Origin of the sequence: Mycoplasma zalophi (assembly GCF_018914005.1) — a bacterium.
Classification (GTDB): Bacteria; Bacillota_I; Bacilli_A; order Mycoplasmatales; family Metamycoplasmataceae; genus Metamycoplasma; species Metamycoplasma zalophi_A.
This window is the reverse complement of record NZ_JAHMHI010000001.1, coordinates 458,517-476,536: the sequence shown is the minus strand read 5'-3', so window position 1 is coordinate 476,536 and position 18,020 is coordinate 458,517. Positions and strand designations below refer to the sequence as shown.

Here is an 18,020-nt window from a genome sequence, read left to right as displayed (position 1 = left end):
ACCAACTCATAAAATTGGCATGATTATACGGTAGTAAAGTAATGTGCGTTTAACTGATTTCATGTTAATAAAATTATAATAAATAAAATTGTATTTTTTTCTTTTTATAATTTATGTATGGAAAAAATATATAGAGGCATTGTAATAAATAAGCAACCGTATGCTGATGCAGATGAAATAGTAACAATATTAACACCTTCTAAAAAAATAACTTTTTTAGCAAAAGGAACGCAAAAACCATTATCAAAAAATAGAGTTGCTTTACAACTTTTAAATCTTATAGAAGTAGAAATTTTTGAAGCTAGACTAGCTACAAAAGTATCTAAACTAAAAAAAGCTAACACACTGATTTTTTTTAATTTAGATACTGATAAAACAGTGGTTATAAATCTCTTGAAATTATTAAATGCTGTAAAAGAAAATTTTTATTTAGTCACAGATACTTGTTTTCATTTGTTTAATTTATTTGGTCGTGGTAATGACTACAAAATATTTTTATATATTTTAAATCAGTCACTACATTGTTTTGGGATGTATCCCAACTATAAAGGATGTGTAGTTTGTCAAAGAAAAGATAACATAATAGATTTTGAATTTTATCAAGGTGGATATTTATGTTTTAAACACTCAAACAAAACAAAAGAAATAGAATATTTAAAGTCAGTTTATTTTTTAAACAAAGATTTTGATGACTATCAAGCAAATTTTAACAAATCTTATATAAGACAAATATTTGAAGAACTTTGAAACTTTTTAGAAGAAAACACTTATATTTAAAAACCAAAGGATTTTATGATTTTTCCTTTGGTTTTTTATCTGCAGTTTTATTATTTTTAACCCTTGGTTTTTTGGTCGTTGAAACTTTTTTTTCTGTTTTAGGTTTCTTTGTTTTAGGTTTTGCTTTTTCTTTTTTAATTTCATCAACTTTTTTAGCAACTTTTTTGGTTTTTGATTTTGTTTGTTTTGGTTTTGTATCTTTTGTTGTTTTTGTTTTGTTATTTTTTTGGGTATTATTTATTTGTTTTTTTAATCCATCAGCTATTAGTATTGTTGAAACAACAACTACATTACGTCTTTTTTCTTTATAAAAGAAAGGTTCTAATCTATCTTTTATTAATTGTTTTAATTCAGGTATGGTTCAGTCTTTTTTGTTTCTTATTGTGTATAAAATAGCAGAGTGAACTAATCTTTTGGTTTCATCAACTAACTCAGTAGAATTTTTAACATAAAAAGCACCACGACTTACAATTCTAGGCTTTCCTAAAATTATATTTTTTTCTTTATTAATAGCAACAATTACATGTACAAATCCATTTGCAGCTAATTCCATTCTTTCTTTTAAGATGTTAGAATTAATTTTTGAAACAATTTCACCATCAATAAACACTGGGCCAATATGAATTCTTTGATCAGTTAAACTTAACTTATGGTCTAATAATTGATATACTTCACCCATTTTTGCAATAACAACATTTTCTTTTTTAACACCACATTCAGTTGCTGTGTACCCATGAACAACACTCATTCTATATTCACCATGATAGGGCATAAAATACTTAGGTTTTGTTAATTTAAAAATAGTTTTATGTTCATCTTTATAAGCATGACCTGATGTATGTAAATAACCATCAACACCGTTTTCTTTTATTATTGCTCCTAATTTATAAAGTCTATTAACTAATAATTCAATTTTTGATCTATTTCCTGGAATTGGACTTGAACTAAAGATGATAACATCACCTTTTTTAATATCAATTTGTGGGTGTTTTGACATTGACATTTTAGCCAATCCCGCCATTTCTTCCCCTTGTGAACCAGTGGTTAAAACTAGCAATTCATTATCTTGGTATTTAGAAATTTGTTTTTTGTCAATAAAAACATCATCAGGAACATCAATATAACCTAATCTTCTTCCGATTTGAACACTTTGAACCATACTTCTACCGAAGGCAACAACTTTTTTGTTCATACTTGCCGCAAGTTCTATTATTACTTTAACTCTTGTTAAGTTTGAAGCAAATGCAGTTACAACAACTTTTTTTGCTGCATCTTCCATGTGTTTTTTTATGTCCTTTAAAATGTCAGATTCTGATGGAGAGTGATTTGGTCTCATTGCATTTGTTGAGTCACTTAATAAAATATCAAGTCCTTCATTACCAATTTGTTCTAGTTTAGAAAAATCAGTTAAATTTCCAATAGGTGTGTAGTCAAAACGGAAATCACCTGTACACATAATAGAACCATTTGGTGTTGTGAATCTTATTCCAAAAGCATCAGGAATTGAGTGTTGTGCTGTTCAAACATCCACAACAACGTCATCAAAAATATATTTTGAATCTCTTTCAAGTTCAATAAATTCAACATTAACTTTAATTTTAAAATCCGCAAATTTTAATTTTAAATATTGTATAGCTAATCTTGGTGCGTATATGCGTTTTACGTCAACTTGTTGGACTAAATATGGTATCCCACCAATGTGATCTTCATGACCATGAGTTATAAAAACACCCATTACTTTTTCTTGATTATCTTTTAAATAAGTGTAGTCGGGTATAGAACCTTTTATTCCTGTTGTAAAAGAATCATGAAACTTAATCCCATTGTCTAATATAAATATTTTGTCATTGTGTTCAATTGCAAGGGTTGATTTTCCAATTTCTTGAAATCCACCCATTCCCCATAACTTGGTTGGTATCATTTTTTCTCCTAATTATTTTTTTGAAATACAAGAAATTATTATTATAAATAATAATAGTATTATAACAAAGAAAAAACAATTTTAAAAATTTAAAATATTATGTTGATAAAAATAAGTTATTTTATATAATTACAATATAAATTATTTAAAAATGAAGGAAAATATGTTAGAAGAATCCCCGAAGAATCTTTATGGATTAGAAAATATTGAACAAATATCAAATAACAATTTATTTTTACAAATTACATTATTAATTGTTTTAATTTTATTATTAATTACATCTGCAATCATCTCTGGTTCAGAAACAGCATATACTTCTTTAAATCTAGCGAAAATAGAAAATATGCTAGAAAAGAAAGAAAAAGGTGCAAAATTAATAAAAAAACACTATCTATCTTTTAATCAAACACTAAGTACTGTTTTATTTGTAAACAATTTAGTAAATATTGGATCATCAGCATTAACCTCATATATATTAGGTATATGAATTGGTGCAAATAGTCAGTTAATTCCTATAATTTCAACGGCTATTTTAACGCCAATTATTGTGGTATTTAGTGAAATATTCCCTAAATTAATTGCAAAATCACACACAGTTGGATTTTTAAAATTTGCAGTTTATTTTATTCACTTTTGATACATTTTAACTTATCCAATTACTTTTTTCATTTCAAAACTTGGTAAAAAAGTTTTAGTTACAAATAGTGAAGAAGAAATAAAGTCAATGTTAAATATAGCAAATGATGAGGGGGTTTTAGAAACAAAAGAAGCTAAATTAACTCAAAATGCACTAGATTTAGATTCAACAAAAGTTTTAAGCCACTACATTAGATTAAAAGATGTTTCATTTATTGAATCATCTGCAAACATAAAAGAAGCTTTAAATATTTTTAATGAAACACAATATTCTCGTTTACCAATTAGAAAAAATAATAAATTTATTGGTATTGTTTTATTAAAAGATATATTTTTATTAAAGCAAGGAAAAGTTATAAATTATCTTAAAAAAATTCCTAATGTTACTGTTAATATGAGTTTATCAAAAGCATTAGAGAAAATGAGATTAAATCGTAGTCAAATGGCGTTTGTTACTCAAAATAATACTTCAGATGAAGTAAAAGGAATTATTACCATTGAAGATATTTTAGAAGAATTAGTTGGTGAAATTTATGATGAATACGATACAGATGAAGAAATATATGAAATTTCATTAGAAAAATCAAGAGCAAATGGTGACGTTGATATAAAAACATTATTTAAACAACTTGAAATTGAAATTGAACTTTCTGATGAAGAATCAGATATGGAATTAGCAGATTGAATAACCCATAAAAATGGACATAAATTGAACAAAACAGAAAAATTTATTTATCAAGAAGAAATTTCATTCAAAGTAATAAAATCTGGAAAAACTAACCAAACAACAATTTATGAAATCAATATTTTATAAAGTAAGCATTTATGTGCTTATTTTTTTATAAAAAAATTGGGAATACTTCCCAATTTTATTATTCAGCTTTGGTTTCTAAAACATCACCAAAGTATGTTTTGTAATTTTCTGGATCATTGTATTTTGCTAATGTAGCAACAATTTTTTGGTTGATTAGTGGAATTTGAATTTGTTCTTTTGTGATGTATTTTTCAATTTCTTCCACAGGCATTTTGTATAAATCAGATAATTTTTTGTATTCTAAAGCATAATCTTCATCATTTAATTTGATGTTTTCATCTTTAGCTAATTGTGTATATGTAAATGAAACTTTTAGGTTTCTTACAACTTCTGCATTAATTTCTAATGAAAGCTTTTCTTTTGTTGATTTTGTAACTTCTAAGTATTGTTCAACATTAACACCTTGTTGTTTTAGTGAATCTTCAAAACGTTTGTAGTAAGCTTGCATTTCTTTACGAATAATTGCACTTGGTAATGGATATTCTGATTCTTCAACGATTTTGTTAAATATTTCAGTTGTGAATTTTTCTTTAGCTTTTTCAATTTTTTCACGTTTTGTTAAATCTTTTAAATAATCATTTAATTCTTCAAGTGTTGTAACATTTTCAATATTTATTTCTTTAATAAAATCTTCATTTACTTCTGAAAGTTGAGCTCTTTCAATTTTGTTAATTTTAACTTTAAAAGTTGCAACTTTATTTCTTAAGTGTTCCATGTGATAATTTTCAGGGAATGTAACTTCAAAACTACCTTCATCACCTTTTTTAAATTGTTTTAAAGCATCTTCAAATCCTGCGATAAATGATTTTGATCCAATTTCTAATTGGAATCCTTCAGCTTCTCCACCATCAAATGCTTCACCATCAATAAATCCTTTAAAGTCAAAGTTTACATGATCACCATCTTCAATTTTTTCTTCTTCTACTTCGTATAAAACAGCATTTTTTGTTTGTAAGGCTTTTAGTTGATTTTTAACATCTTCTTCTGAAACTTCTATACTGTCTAATTTAACATTTAGATTTTTGTAATCATTTAATTTAATTTCAGGAAGTAATGGGTATATAAATTCTATTGTAATATTATCATCTGAAATTTCTTTAATGTGGTATTCTGCACTATCTAAAACAAAATCATCATCAGTAACTTTTTCTGCTGCTAATTTTATAGCTTCATCTAAAGTACCTTTTAGTGCTGCACCTTTTACTTGTTCACTACTAATGTGTTTGTCTGCAACTTCAGCTGGTACTTTTCCTTTTCTATATCCTTTTACTTGAACTTCTTTACGTAATTTATTTAAACTTTTTTCTTGTTGTTCTTTTCAGATTTTGCTATCAACTTCAACGGTAATAACTAATTCTGAAGTATCTTTGTTAATTTTTCTATCAATCATTTTTACTCCTTAGATGTGTGATATTTATAAATTATATAATAATTTTTAAAATTTTTCTGCCAACTGTTTTTCTTGTACATTTAAATCTTCAATTGTTTTTTTGCCCAATAAGTAATCAGTAACATTTTCAATGATTTTTGGACTTATAATATTTTTTTCAAAAATTATATCTATTCAGTATGAAGTAATATACTTACTAAATACTTGTATTGCTATTTTTGCTTCACTTGGGTTTTTTTCATAATGGGTGTGAATTTTCTTTTCTATTTCTTTTAATTCATTATTATCTTCAATATTTTTTAATTTTGAAGGATTTATTATTAAATCATTGAACTTAAAATTAAAATCTATTTTTTGTGAATGTAATAAATTATAAATTAATGTTAAAAGAAGATCATTTTGCTCATCCATACTGAAAAAATACTGAAATTCATGTGCAAATTCTTTTAAATCCCTTCATTTAAGTTGATTATACATAATCATAAAATAATAATCAATTTGTACATTTTGAATAGTTTTAATCATTTTATATGTCTGTAAAGATGAAGGAGTTTGTTCTCATTCTTTTAATATAAAAATAGTTAAATCTCTTTCCATTTCTCTAAATACAGCGGTGTGTTTTGATAAAGGATTTTTAATTATTTTTTGATGTAAATCATATAAGGCTAAAATTGCATCATTGTTTTTTAATTCTTGAATCTTATCTATAAAATCCTTGGCTTCTTGTTCATTCATCTGTTTCCTTAAATAAGAATATTAAATTCTTGTTAAATATTATTGTTTTTTTAATATGTTTGTAATAAATATATTATATTATATAAGTATAATAAATTAAAAATTGATTTATTAAAAAACAAGGAGTAAAAATGCCTGTAATTATAGACATTAAAGCTCGAGAAATTTTAGATAGTAGAGGTAATCCAACTATCGAAGTAGAGCTAAAAACAGAAAATACTAAATCGGTTGCAAAAGTTCCTTCGGGAGCAAGCACTGGTTCTAGAGAAGCGTTAGAATTAAGAGATAAAAATTCAAAATATGCAAACAATTGATTTGGTTCAAAAGGTGTAATGCAAGCCGTTGATAATGTAAACAATATTATTGCAAAAGAAATAATTGGTATGGATGTATTTGAACAAGAATTAATTGATAACAAAATGATTGAATTAGATGGAACAGAATTTAAAAGTAAATTAGGTGCAAATGCTATTTTAGGAGTATCAATTGCAGTAGCAAGAGCAGCAGCTCAAGAAAAAAAATTAGAATTATATCAATATCTAGGAACAAAAGATTCAAAAACTTTACCTCTTCCTATGTTAAATATTTTAAATGGTGGTGCGCATGCTGCAAACACAATAGATTTTCAAGAATTTATGATAATGCCATTAGGAGCAAAAACATTTAAAGAATCATTACAAATTGCTAATAAAGTTTTTCATACTTTACAAAAACTTTTAAAATTAGCAAATCAAAATACAACAGTTGGTGATGAAGGTGGATTTGCACCTAACTTACACACACACGAAGAAGCATTAGATTTTATTATAAAAGCAATAAAAGAAGCGGGATATAATCCAGCAACTTCAGGTGAAAATGCAGTTGCTATAGCATTAGATGCTGCCGCAAGTGAATTTTATAATGAAGATAAAGAAGTTTATACATTTAAAAAATTTGAATTTGCTAAAAATTTAAATCCTGAAAATTTTAAAGATTATGAAAATTATAAATCTACTTTTACAACCGAAGAATTAGTTAATTATTATGAAAAATTAATAAATTCATACCCAATAATTTCAATCGAAGACTCACACAGTGAAAACGATTGAAAAGGGTTTGAAATGATGGTTGCAAAATTTGGTAACCGTGTACAAATAGTTGGTGATGATTTAATTGTTACAAATCCAAAATACATTCAAAAAGCAATTAATGAAAAAGCAATTAATTCAGCTTTAATTAAAATGAATCAAATCGGAACATTAACTGAAACAATTAAAGCAATTAAATTAGCACAATCTAATGGATATACAGCAGTTATAAGCCATAGATCTGGTGAAACAGAAGATACAACAATTGCTGATTTAGCTGTTGCATTTAACACAGGACAAATTAAAACAGGTTCACTTTCTAGAACGGATAGAATTGCAAAATATAATAGATTATTAGTAATTGAAGAAATTTTAGGTAGTGATTCGATATTTGATACACAAAAAAGTTTTAACAACTTGAAAGGATAAAACATGAAAAAAACCACTTTAAAAAAATTATTTATTGGTTTCTTGATAGTGACTATCATTTTATTATTAATTACAATAATTATAGTTCCTATACTTTTTTTTGGGCTTAAAAGTGAGTCTTTTGGTTTAGCTTTATCTATTGGTTCTATACTACAAATTGTTTGCATAACAACAGGAACTATGGGTTTTGTAACATTAATTTTCACAATAATTTTTGCTATTTTATATTCAAAAACAAAAAACAAGAATTATTAAAAAAATAAAGAAAAAAATAAAAAAGTGCAAATGCACTTTTTTTTAGTCTTCAAACATTTTATTATATAGTTCTAAATCGTTGTTTTTTATCAGTAATTTTAAATAATTTTTTGTTTCTACAAAATCTTGTTCGAAATATTTAAAAGGAAAATATAAACCTCTTAATTTATTTATGTAATTAATATTCTTATGATAAAAATATAAATAGATGTAATAGTATTTTAATTTTTTTCTTGCGTATATTAAATTAAATAAAAATCATAAAATAAGTGACACAATCAAAACAAAAATACTTAAAACACTGATATTAATTATTCATTGTGAAGAAACTTTTAAAAGTGCTAATAAAAGAATAGAACTTATAAATTCTGCAAAAATTATTACAATGCAAAGAAAATACAATCATTTGTGAATTTTTTTGTGTTTGTTTCAATTTCTTAAGTTTTTATTAAGCACAAAAAGACCTTTCTATTAGTTCAATTAAAATTTGTAAATCCATATTGGAAATATTTTGCCAAAATTTATGTGAGTATTTAAAAGTAAGCAATTCTTTATTAGTATTTTTTACTAGTTGCTTACAACTTAATAACGGAACAATTAAATCAATAGTTCCAGTTACTATTGAATATTTATCAGTTAAAAAATACAAAGGTTTAACTTGGTTTTGAACATATTTTTTATTTAACATTTCCTGTGTTAATAAATTCTTAAACCTAGAAGAATTTATTAAATTTTTAGCAAAATCAAGCTTTTGAGTTATTTTTGCTTTTAATTCTGTGTTTTGGTTGTTATTTTTTTGTATTTTTATTAATTCTTTTGTAGGTGTATTATTTTTTATAAATGATTCTAAATTTAAAAAATAATTAAAAGGACTGGTTAATATAGCATATTGAGCAAAATTATTTTTAAGTGCTTCTAGTGCACTTATTGCCCCTAAACTATGAGAAATAATTACACAATTCTGTAAGTTGTATTTTTTTATAAATTCAATTGTTACTAATTTGTACAATTCTAAATTTATTTTGTTGTTATAAGAACTCAATCCACAACCTGGAAAATCGAAAGTGGCAATATCAAAATTTCGATCTTTTTCACTTATTAAATTTTTATATATATTAAAAGACGAATTGAATCCATGCAATAGTAACACTTTATTTTTCTTATTTGTGTTTTCTACATAAACATGAATTTTTTCGCCTAATAAATTTATAAAATTATTATTCTCCATAAATAGTTAAAATAATTTCTTCAATATCTAAGCCACCAAACATTTCAGATAAATTATCAAAACTCTTTAATATTTTTCTTGTTTCTTGTTTATCATATTCAGAATTTATTAATTTTTTAATTACTTCTGAGTGATCTGTTAGAGCTAAAAAGTCCCCTTCAAATGCTATATTTTCAAAGCGAGCTTCTTTTATTGAATATTTAACTTTCAGTATTCCTGCAGTATATTTTGCCTCATTTGAAACTGAAAATGGAAATTGTTTTTTAAATAGTCATTCTTTTGTTTTTACGTAATCGCTAATTTCTTTTACTCTTGGTTGGTATTTTTCAGGTAATTCTTCAACTTTACCATTGTAATGTTTTTCAAAAAAACCAATCATACCTTTAATAAATTCTTCAACTGAAATTTTATTTTCTAGTACATCAATTACATTTGTAACACGTTGACGAGCACTTTTAATACCTTTTGATTCCATTTTTAATTTTGAAGGAATTAGAAATTGACCTAATTTTTCTAAGTTTGCGTTAAATAATATGGTTCCATGATGACAAATTTTATTACCTAAAATGTATTGTGCATTTCCTGAAAATTTTTTATCATCTATAACTAAATCATTACGCCCTTTAAAATAAGCATTTACACCTAAACTCTTTAAATAATCTAAAATAGGTGCTAAGAATTTTTCATAGCTTTGATTTTTATCTTTTTGAGTTATAAAGCAAAAATTAATATTTCCTAAATCGTGATAAACAGCTCCACCACCACTCAATCTTCTTGCTAGTTCTATTTTGTGTTTTTCTAGTTCATCTACTTTAACTTCTTCAAATACATTTTGATTTCTACCGATAATAATTGCATTTTCATGTTGATAAAAATACACTATATCCTCGGTTAATTCCGCATCCTCCATTAAGGCTTGTTCATAAGGTAAAGTAATATAAGGAGAAAAACTTTGTCCTAAATATATTTTCATAATTTCCTCTTTTTTGTTTCTTTATATATAATAATAAAATTATAATTCTTTAACAATTAAATAAAAAAAATTTGAACAAAAATATAAAAAAGTCTCCAAAAATAAAAAAAATGGCGATCGCGGCGGGACTCGAACCCACGACCACATGCTTAGAAGGCACGTACTCTATCCAGCTGAGCTACGCGACCATTTTTTAATTGTGTAATTATATTTTAGCACAAAAAAAATTATGAACTTAAAAAAAGTAACATTCTGAAACGTTATGAACTTATTTTTAACTCCATATTTTAGTTTTTAGATCAAAACTTATTATATTAAATAATTTAATTATTAATGATTTTCTAAGTATTTTTTAATTTTTTGAGCAATTTCATTTGACACTACTTTTGTTAGTTGTTCAAATGAAGCATTATAAATATTATTGTATGAACCAAAAAAAGATAATAACTTTTCTTCTGTTTTGTTTCCAATACCTTTAATTTGTGTTAAAAAACCTTGAAAACTAGAACTATTTGATTTTTTAGAATGTTTTTGTTTTGCAAATTTATCTACTTCAATTTGTATATTTGCTAAAAAATTAAATAAATCTATATCTGTTATTTTTATTACTTTATTTAAATCAGTAACTATATGATCAGTTTTATGTTTATCATTTTTTACTAATCCGATAACTTTTGAATGTCAATTATATTTATTAAGAACCTTTTTAATTTCGTTAACTTGGCTAAAAGCACCATCTACTATAATTAAATTAGGGATATTATCAGGATTTAATTTAATAAATTTCGATATACCTTGTTTCATGTATTCAACATCAGCTTTACGACTTTCATTTATTTCTAAATTAAAAAATCTTCTTTCGCTTTTGTATAATTTACCATCAATTATTCTTAAAATGGCTGAAACAGGATTGGTATTTTGTAAGTAGCTGTTATCAATTATTACGATATCTCTTAAGGAATTTAATTCAAGTATTTTTGCTAATTTTTCAATATTTATAATGGTTTTTGATTCTAAAATATTTAATTTATTTATTTCAATATCAATTTTATTTATTGTATTTTGTTCAAGATTTAAAAGAATTTTATTAAAAATACCTTTTTCTGGATATTTTAATTTAGTTTTTTGTGTAATATCTAATTCAAATTGTTTCATATCATGTACAAAAAGCACAGTTTCTGGTATTTCATTTTTTAAATAATAAGCATTTAAAAAAGAGTTAATAGTTTCTTCAAAATTAAAAATTTCATGTATTGCAGTTGTTGAAGTATTTAAAAGTGTACCATAACGGTAGTTTGCGACACTAAGTACAATGTAAGCATCTTTTTTTCTAAAGAAAAAAGCATCAAAATTTTCATAATTTTGTAATTCAACTACTTGATTTTCTTGCATTTTAGAAACAAGCTCAATCATTTTTTTGTATATATTTGCCTGTTCAAATAAAAAGTTTTTAGCAGCTATTTGCATATTATTTTCTAATTCTAATAAAAACTTTTTATCTTTAAAATGCAATATTTCTTTAATTTCTAAAAAAGTTTGTTTAAGGTATTCTTGACTAAAATGTTCAATTTTTAAGCCATTTTTATATAAATATTTAGATTCAAAATATTTTTTTAAATCTGTTACCCCATATCCAAGAGGTAAAGGTCCATAATATATAGCATTAGGTTCTTTTTTGTAATAGAAAGCTCTTTGAATCAGTAATTTTTTATCTAAAATTTTAATTTTTAAGTAAGGGTATTTATTATCATCTAGCAACAAAATGTTATATCTTGGCTTGTGTTTTTGAATTGATAGTTGTTCAAAAATAAGTGCTTCTTTTTCGTTTGCAAAAATATTAAATTCAAAACTTGCAATTTCTTCTACGAGTTTTGTTGTTTTGTAGCTATTTATTGAACCTAAAAAGTATTGTTTCATTCGTTTTTGTAAATTTTTAGCTTTACCAATATAAATTATTTCATTTCATTTATTTAATCAAAAATAAACACCTGTTTTTTTGGGTACAACATCTAAATCTTCTATTGTCATAGAAAAATTATAAGTGTTTTTAAAAAATATTTTTTGTTATAATTTATCTATAAGACTAGGTTAGGAAGTATATGGTACCCTAGCCATTTTTTTAAAATTAAAAAACAAAAATGAGGAAAACCCCTCATTTTTTTACAAATTATCATAATCTGCAAGATTTAATATTTCAGCTTCACAATCTTTTATGATTTCATCTATTAAGTTTGCATCATAAATTTGAGCACCACTTGCTCTATGGTGACCACCACCACCTCATTTAATAGCGACATTTCTTACTTTTGGTCCATTAGATCTAAATTCACAACGAATTTGATCGTTAGTTTCCTGAGTAAAAAACACTCATATTCTATTGTCGTCTATATTTGCTAAGGTATAAGGTTTATTTGCTTGTAGAGGGTCTAAAATACCAAATTTCTTTTGTGTTTCTAGATCAAAATAGAAACTTACAACTTTATTGTTTATTTTCATATTTGAGTGAATAAAGGCTTCAATTTGTATATCTTTTAAAGATTTTTTTTGAAGATTTTCAAAAATTAAATCTTTTTGAGCGCCGTCTTTTCATAAATTAGCAACTAAATTTAAAGAATGAGAATTAGTTAAATTAGTTGTTAATCTTACACTATCTGTATAAATTCCTAAAAATAAGTAAGTTGCAGCTTTTGCATTAACTTTTCAGTTCAATGCGTATGCAATTTCAGTAATTATTTGTGCAGCTGCTGGACTTAAAGGATCAACATAAACAAGTGAAGCATCTAAGTCATCATCATTTGGGTGATGATCTATTCTCATAACTTCATCAAAATAATTATTATCTAAATATTTACGGCACTCTAATCTTTCTTTAAAATTAGCGTCTACTATAATAGCTAGTGAATTAGGTATTTTTTCTTCTGGTAATTTATCAAAATCAAAATCTAAAAAACTATATATCCCCTTACTATCACCAATTGTATACACGTTTTTATTTTCAAAATTTTCTAAAATTAAGTGTTTTAGTCCAAATTGTGAACCTAAACAATCTCCATCAGGTCTAATGTGGTGAAAAATTATTATATTATCAAATTGTTTAATTTTGGTTTCAATGTTTTTGTATATCTCAAGTTGTTTATTTGTTAGTTGCATGTTTAATAATTTCATCCTGTAAATCTTTTATTATTAATTTCATTTCTGATTTAGATTTTAACATTGCACCACTTGCTAATTCATGTCCACCACCTCTTCATTTTTGAGCAATGTGGTTTATTCATATTCCATTTGATCTTATTCTTACTCTAATATCTCCGTTATTCATGTCAATGAAAAACACTCAGATTTTTGTATCACCAATATTAGATAATATATTTACATCATTAGCTTCATCTTCATTTAAACCAAATTTTTTCTGAATTTTCTTTGTAACATAAAAATAAGAAACTTCTTTTTCATATTTAAATTTTAATAATACATAAGCCATGAAACGAACTTTTCTTTCATCACGTTTTGCAAGTGGAAAGTTTACATCTCAAACACTAAATCCATTGTCTTGGTGTAAATAAGAAACAACATCAAAAGTTCTTTTTACAACACTACTAAAATTAAATCTTCCACTATCGGTATTTATTGCTAAATAACAATATCTAGCTGCTTTGTCTGTAACTTTTCAATTTTCTTGCATTGCTATATATGCAATTTGTTCTCCAGAAGCTGCATACTCAGCATCTTCTCAAGTGTAATCATAATTTATATCTGGTTCAACTGGGTGATGATCAATTCTTAGTGTTTTAGTAAATGTTTTATTAACTATTAAATCAGCATCTTGAATTCTATTACTTGAGTTGGCATCAACAACTATTGCTAATGAATTTTCTAAGTGTTTCTTAGGAATTTCATTTATGTTGTCATGTTTAAAATTCATAAACGGAAAAATATTTTTACTATCTCCAATTACATAAACGTTTTTATCAGGTAAGTTTGTTTTTATTAGTTCTGCTAATCCAAATTGAGATCCAAGACAGTCACCATCTGGTCTAATGTGGTGAAATATAAAAATATTTTTAGCTTCATTAATCGCTTCAACAGCAATTTTATAAGTATTTTTAGCCATATTTCCTCCTTAATTTATTTTATTTAAAATACTCACTTGTTTTAAAATTATATATTTAATATATTAATATAAAAAATATTTTCAAAAATTCATCAAATGTATTACAATTTAAATATAACATTATGAACACAAAAACAAACAATAAAAAAATTAAACGCATTTTAAAAATGGAAGTTTAACTTCTCTTTTAAAAACGCGTTTTTTTATTACATATTTAGGAGAACTTATGAGAAAACATAAAAAAATTCTTTCAGTTATTGCTGGATTAGGATTAACAACTTTATTAGCTGCTCCTTTACTTGCAGCATCATGTACTAAGGAAACACGTTTTGATCAAGATAATGATGGAAAAATTAAAATTTTATCTTCTTGATCTGAAACAAATAAACAAGGAATAGCTTTAAAAGCTGTTGTAGAAAAATACAACGAGTCACAAAAAAATGAACCTGGATTTATGCCAGTTGAAATTATTACAAGTGCAAAAGGTTATTCAGATAACGAATGAGAAGCAAAATTAGCAGCTAAGGATAAATCAACATTCTTTAACTTAATGATTAATTATCCAACTGTAGCTTCAAAAGTTGCTAAATATGATATGAATTTAAGTTTTAATTCTATTAAAACAGAAATTGATAACGTATTCAGTACAGAATTTACAGCTATTAATTCAAGTATTGCCGGAAATAAAAATGGAGAATACCTAGTTATTCCAACAACAAGATCTGGAGAAATGAATTCAATCGATAAAGCATTATTTGGAAAATTCCTAAAAGAATTACGAGATAATGAAGCATCAATAGCAGAAGATTCAGTACAATGAGCAAATGAATTTATTGATCAATATACAAATGAAAAATTCCAAGCAGAACGTAAATATATTGACTCAGAATGAGAAGGAGGAAAAACAACCGGAAATGACTTAGAGACAGCTAAATCTGCAATAAAAGGTTATGTAATTTCAAAAACAATGCTTGATAACTATGTTGATTTATTAAAATTTGCAACATTAGCAAAAAGTTTATATGCAAATAATAATAACTATGTAGTAGGATTAGATTCATTCCCAAATGCAACATTTGTAATGGCGGCTTCATTAAACAACTCAGCTGACGGATCATTAGTTGTTAAAGATGATAACAATCAAAGAGATGGTGGATTTGACTTCAATGTTTTAACAACACCAGGAACAAAAGAATACCAAAGATTAGAAGAGATATACAATGCTATTAAACAAGCAATTGCTACAAAAGCATTATTTATCGGTGGATCAGGATCATTTGGATCATCAACATTAACAACACATAAAATGGCTATGAGTATCGGTTCAACAGCTGGATATGCATACAACTTCGTTAAAGGTGCAAAAGTAACATTTGATTTCAATAAAGATCTAGGAATTAAAGGTTCAATTCAATATGCTAACTTATTAGGACAAAAAAATGCATCTAAAGCAGATTCAATTTTTACACTTAAAGATGGTTCAGGACACATTAATAATTTATATGCTAGACCATTAACAGCTGCTGATGGTAAATATGATGTTGGAACTGAAGCAGGGGATACAGCAACAGTCGAAAAATTAAATACCTTAACAGAAAATTCAGTTGGTGGAGTTTTAACTTCAGATAATAAACTTAAAGAAGAAAATGGAAAAGTAGTATACAAAGTTTCAAAAGATGAATCAATTATTTTAGAAGGTGCAATCAAAATTGGAAAATTAGGACAAAACGGAAAAAAATTCTATGATTATTTCTTTTTACCAACTTCATTAGTAAATGTAGTTGATTTACCAAAGGAAAAAACATTACAAGAAAATGAAGCAGCATTCTTAAACGCTCCTTCAAAATTCAATAAAGATTCTACAACAAATCAATTTACATTACAAGGACCATCAATTATTGGAGTTCACGCTAATACAGATGAAGATAAAAGTACTACTCAATTTATTAAATGATTATTAACAAACAAAACAGAAACTATTGAAATTCCAGAAAGCAAAACTTCTACAAAAACTTATACAAATCAAACACCTATAGAAGTTTTAGCAGACTTTGGTTCATACATAGTTCCATCAAAAGACTTATTAGCAAAAGATCCGCAAACACTAAAACTAAACACTGCAAATACATTATTATTTAAAAATCTTCAAGCTATTTCTAATGAACCAACTGTAAACAAAATCGTTGAAGACGTTGCAGCTCCTAAATCACAAACATTAAGAAATGCACTTGAATCAGCATCTAGAGCAGCGTTTGATAAAGCTGTTCAAAATCAAGATTTCACCTTTGAACAATTTGTAAGCAAAATTAAAGAAACTTTAAAATAATAAAATGAAACTTAAAAAAATAAAAAATAAACTTATTTTATCAACATTAGCTATTTCAGCTTTTGTTTGTTTTTTAACAACCGCAGTTTCTTGCTCTTATGAAAGTAAAGATAAAGAATCAAGTGATCAGCAATTTAGAGAAGAAATAAAGTTAGATTTTGATGAAAATATTGGTAAAAAGCTAAATGAAACTATTACCGTTGAAGTGTGAGAAGATTTTTTTAAGACAAAAAAAGTAAAAAAACAATTAACATATTGAGAACAATTTAAACCAGTTGAAGGAACTGTTGTTCAAGTATATGATGGTGATACATATTTACTAGAATACAAAGATAAATCTGGTAATGTTGTTAGTCAAAAAATCCGTTCTTGAGGAATTGATACACCAGAAACCAAATCTATTCATACACCTAATGTATCTGATTTAGAACAAGAATATTCTGATAGAGATACCGAACATGCTAAAAGTTTAATTTTAGGAAAAACAGTAAGAACATACCTTTTCCCAAGTGGTTCTACTTATGATAGAAGAACTGGAATTACATTTTTTGGAGATAATTTTGAAAAATGTTTTGAATTCCAAATGTTAAAAGATGGGTTCACATTATCTAGAATGACTCTTGTAGATATCAATAGTTTTAAATCAGAATATTCAAAAAAACAAAAAGATTCAATCCCTGGATTATTTTTAAAAGATTTTGCATATGCTGCAAACCATGCAGTTTTAAATAACAAAGCATTTTATGAAAAATTCAAAACACCATTAGAACTTCAAGAAGCTGTCTATGGTTCTCATGGAGATGTTTTATCAAGGTTTATGTATTTACCCTCACTATTAAATAATAGAGAAGCAGTAAATGAAGAAAATAATCTATTTAAATTTTTAGAAAAGAATAATAAATAAAGGAGAAAAAATGGCTGATTTTATTGAAGAACATCAAGAAAAAATGTTTCAATATGCTCAAGAGCGTTTTGAAAATAAAAAATCAACCCCTGCAATTGAAATCAAAGATTTAGTTATTGATTTTGGTGATGCTATTGCTGTTGATAATGTTTCTTTTTCAATCAATAAAGGTGAATTAGTTACTTTACTAGGTCCTAGTGGTTCAGGTAAATCAACAACTTTAAATGCAATTAGTGGTCTATTAAAACCAACAAGCGGAAAGATTTTCTTTAGTGGAATTGATGTAACTAAATACTCACCACAACAAAGAGAATTAGGTTTAGTATTTCAAAATTATGCATTATATCCTCATATGACTGTTTATGACAATATTGCTTTTCCTCTTGCAAATGATGAACATTGAAAAGCAGAAACAATTGAAAATTCACGTCGTGCACAACACAAAATATATGAG

At 25.5% G+C, this 18,020-nt stretch carries 15 protein-coding genes, 1 tRNA gene and 1 pseudogene; 7 read left to right on the top strand and 10 right to left on the bottom strand.

The features are described from left to right. The first annotated feature begins 117 nt into the window (after positions 1 to 117). Entirely contained in the window at positions 118 to 777 is a 660-nt protein-coding gene (gene recO / locus KQ877_RS01965) for a DNA repair protein RecO (RefSeq protein ID WP_216535882.1), read from the top strand. A gap of 13 nt (positions 778 to 790) precedes the next feature. Here recO and KQ877_RS01960 read toward each other — a convergent pair whose 3' ends face one another. Beyond that, positions 791 to 2,698, bottom strand: coding sequence for a ribonuclease J (locus tag KQ877_RS01960; RefSeq protein WP_216488459.1), 1,908 nt, complete (start codon positions 2,696 to 2,698; stop codon positions 791 to 793). Between the two features lie 163 nt (positions 2,699 to 2,861). On the opposite strand from KQ877_RS01960, the gene KQ877_RS01955 reads away from it, so the two are divergent. Further along, the gene (locus KQ877_RS01955; protein ID WP_216535881.1) at positions 2,862 to 4,148 is read left to right on the top strand and encodes a hemolysin family protein; all 1,287 of its coding nucleotides are present in this window, start codon (positions 2,862 to 2,864) and stop codon (positions 4,146 to 4,148) included. Positions 4,149 to 4,206: 58 nt separating this feature from the next. Here the strand turns inward: KQ877_RS01955 and tig are convergent, their stop codons facing one another. After that, the gene (tig, locus tag KQ877_RS01950; RefSeq protein ID WP_216535880.1) at positions 4,207 to 5,538 is read right to left on the bottom strand and encodes a trigger factor; all 1,332 of its coding nucleotides are present in this window, start codon (positions 5,536 to 5,538) and stop codon (positions 4,207 to 4,209) included. Positions 5,539 to 5,583: 45 nt separating this feature from the next. Next, positions 5,584 to 6,273 carry a hypothetical protein gene (locus tag KQ877_RS01945; protein ID WP_216535879.1) on the bottom strand — a complete coding sequence of 230 codons (690 nt, stop codon included), beginning with the start codon at positions 6,271 to 6,273 and terminating at the stop codon, positions 5,584 to 5,586. Between the two features lie 131 nt (positions 6,274 to 6,404). Between KQ877_RS01945 and eno the strand changes: the two genes are divergently transcribed. Together eno and KQ877_RS01935 are read left to right on the top strand one after the other, a co-directional pair. Beyond that, positions 6,405 to 7,769, top strand: coding sequence for a phosphopyruvate hydratase (gene eno, locus KQ877_RS01940; protein WP_216535878.1), 1,365 nt, complete (start codon positions 6,405 to 6,407; stop codon positions 7,767 to 7,769). A 3-nt stretch (positions 7,770 to 7,772) separates the two neighbouring features. Next, positions 7,773 to 8,024, top strand: a complete 252-nt coding sequence (locus KQ877_RS01935; RefSeq protein ID WP_216488469.1) for a hypothetical protein — start codon at positions 7,773 to 7,775, stop codon at positions 8,022 to 8,024. A 42-nt stretch (positions 8,025 to 8,066) separates the two neighbouring features. Here the strand turns inward: KQ877_RS01935 and KQ877_RS01930 are convergent, their stop codons facing one another. The 7 genes from KQ877_RS01930 to KQ877_RS04185 form a co-directional block, all read right to left on the bottom strand. Further along, the gene (locus KQ877_RS01930) at positions 8,067 to 8,480 is read right to left on the bottom strand and encodes a hypothetical protein (protein WP_216488471.1); all 414 of its coding nucleotides are present in this window, start codon (positions 8,478 to 8,480) and stop codon (positions 8,067 to 8,069) included. Then, positions 8,473 to 9,252: an alpha/beta fold hydrolase gene (locus KQ877_RS01925; RefSeq protein ID WP_216535877.1), complete on the bottom strand. Its 780-nt coding sequence runs from the start codon at positions 9,250 to 9,252 to the stop codon at positions 8,473 to 8,475. The genes KQ877_RS01930 and KQ877_RS01925 overlap by 8 nt, the downstream gene beginning before the upstream one ends. Further along, entirely contained in the window at positions 9,242 to 10,225 is a 984-nt protein-coding gene (locus KQ877_RS01920; RefSeq protein ID WP_216488475.1) for a lipoate--protein ligase, read from the bottom strand. Before KQ877_RS01920 ends, KQ877_RS01925 begins: the two co-directional genes overlap by 11 nt. Before the next feature lie 111 nt (positions 10,226 to 10,336). Then, positions 10,337 to 10,413 (bottom strand) — tRNA-Arg (locus KQ877_RS01915). Positions 10,414 to 10,555: 142 nt separating this feature from the next. Further along, positions 10,556 to 12,253 (bottom strand): excinuclease ABC subunit UvrC, encoded by a 1,698-nt coding sequence (uvrC, locus tag KQ877_RS01910; protein ID WP_216535876.1) that lies wholly within the window; start codon positions 12,251 to 12,253, stop codon positions 10,556 to 10,558. A 132-nt stretch (positions 12,254 to 12,385) separates the two neighbouring features. Next, positions 12,386 to 13,375 carry a DHH family phosphoesterase gene (locus KQ877_RS04190; protein WP_308699334.1) on the bottom strand — a complete coding sequence of 330 codons (990 nt, stop codon included), beginning with the start codon at positions 13,373 to 13,375 and terminating at the stop codon, positions 12,386 to 12,388. Continuing rightward, positions 13,359 to 14,336, bottom strand: a complete 978-nt coding sequence (locus tag KQ877_RS04185; RefSeq protein ID WP_216488481.1) for a DHH family phosphoesterase — start codon at positions 14,334 to 14,336, stop codon at positions 13,359 to 13,361. The genes KQ877_RS04190 and KQ877_RS04185 overlap by 17 nt, the downstream gene beginning before the upstream one ends. A 226-nt stretch (positions 14,337 to 14,562) precedes the next feature. Between KQ877_RS04185 and KQ877_RS03770 the strand changes: the two genes are divergently transcribed. The 3 genes and pseudogenes from KQ877_RS03770 to KQ877_RS04320 form a co-directional block, all read left to right on the top strand. Continuing rightward, entirely contained in the window at positions 14,563 to 16,662 is a 2,100-nt protein-coding gene (locus KQ877_RS03770) for a P68 family surface lipoprotein (RefSeq protein WP_216535874.1), read from the top strand. A 4-nt stretch (positions 16,663 to 16,666) separates the two neighbouring features. Continuing rightward, positions 16,667 to 17,566: a thermonuclease family protein gene (locus KQ877_RS01890; RefSeq protein WP_216535873.1), complete on the top strand. Its 900-nt coding sequence runs from the start codon at positions 16,667 to 16,669 to the stop codon at positions 17,564 to 17,566. Between the two features lie 10 nt (positions 17,567 to 17,576). Next, positions 17,577 to 18,011: pseudogene (locus KQ877_RS04320) on the top strand (ATP-binding cassette domain-containing protein); the annotation flags it as partial. Positions 18,012 to 18,020: the final 9 nt, after the last annotated feature.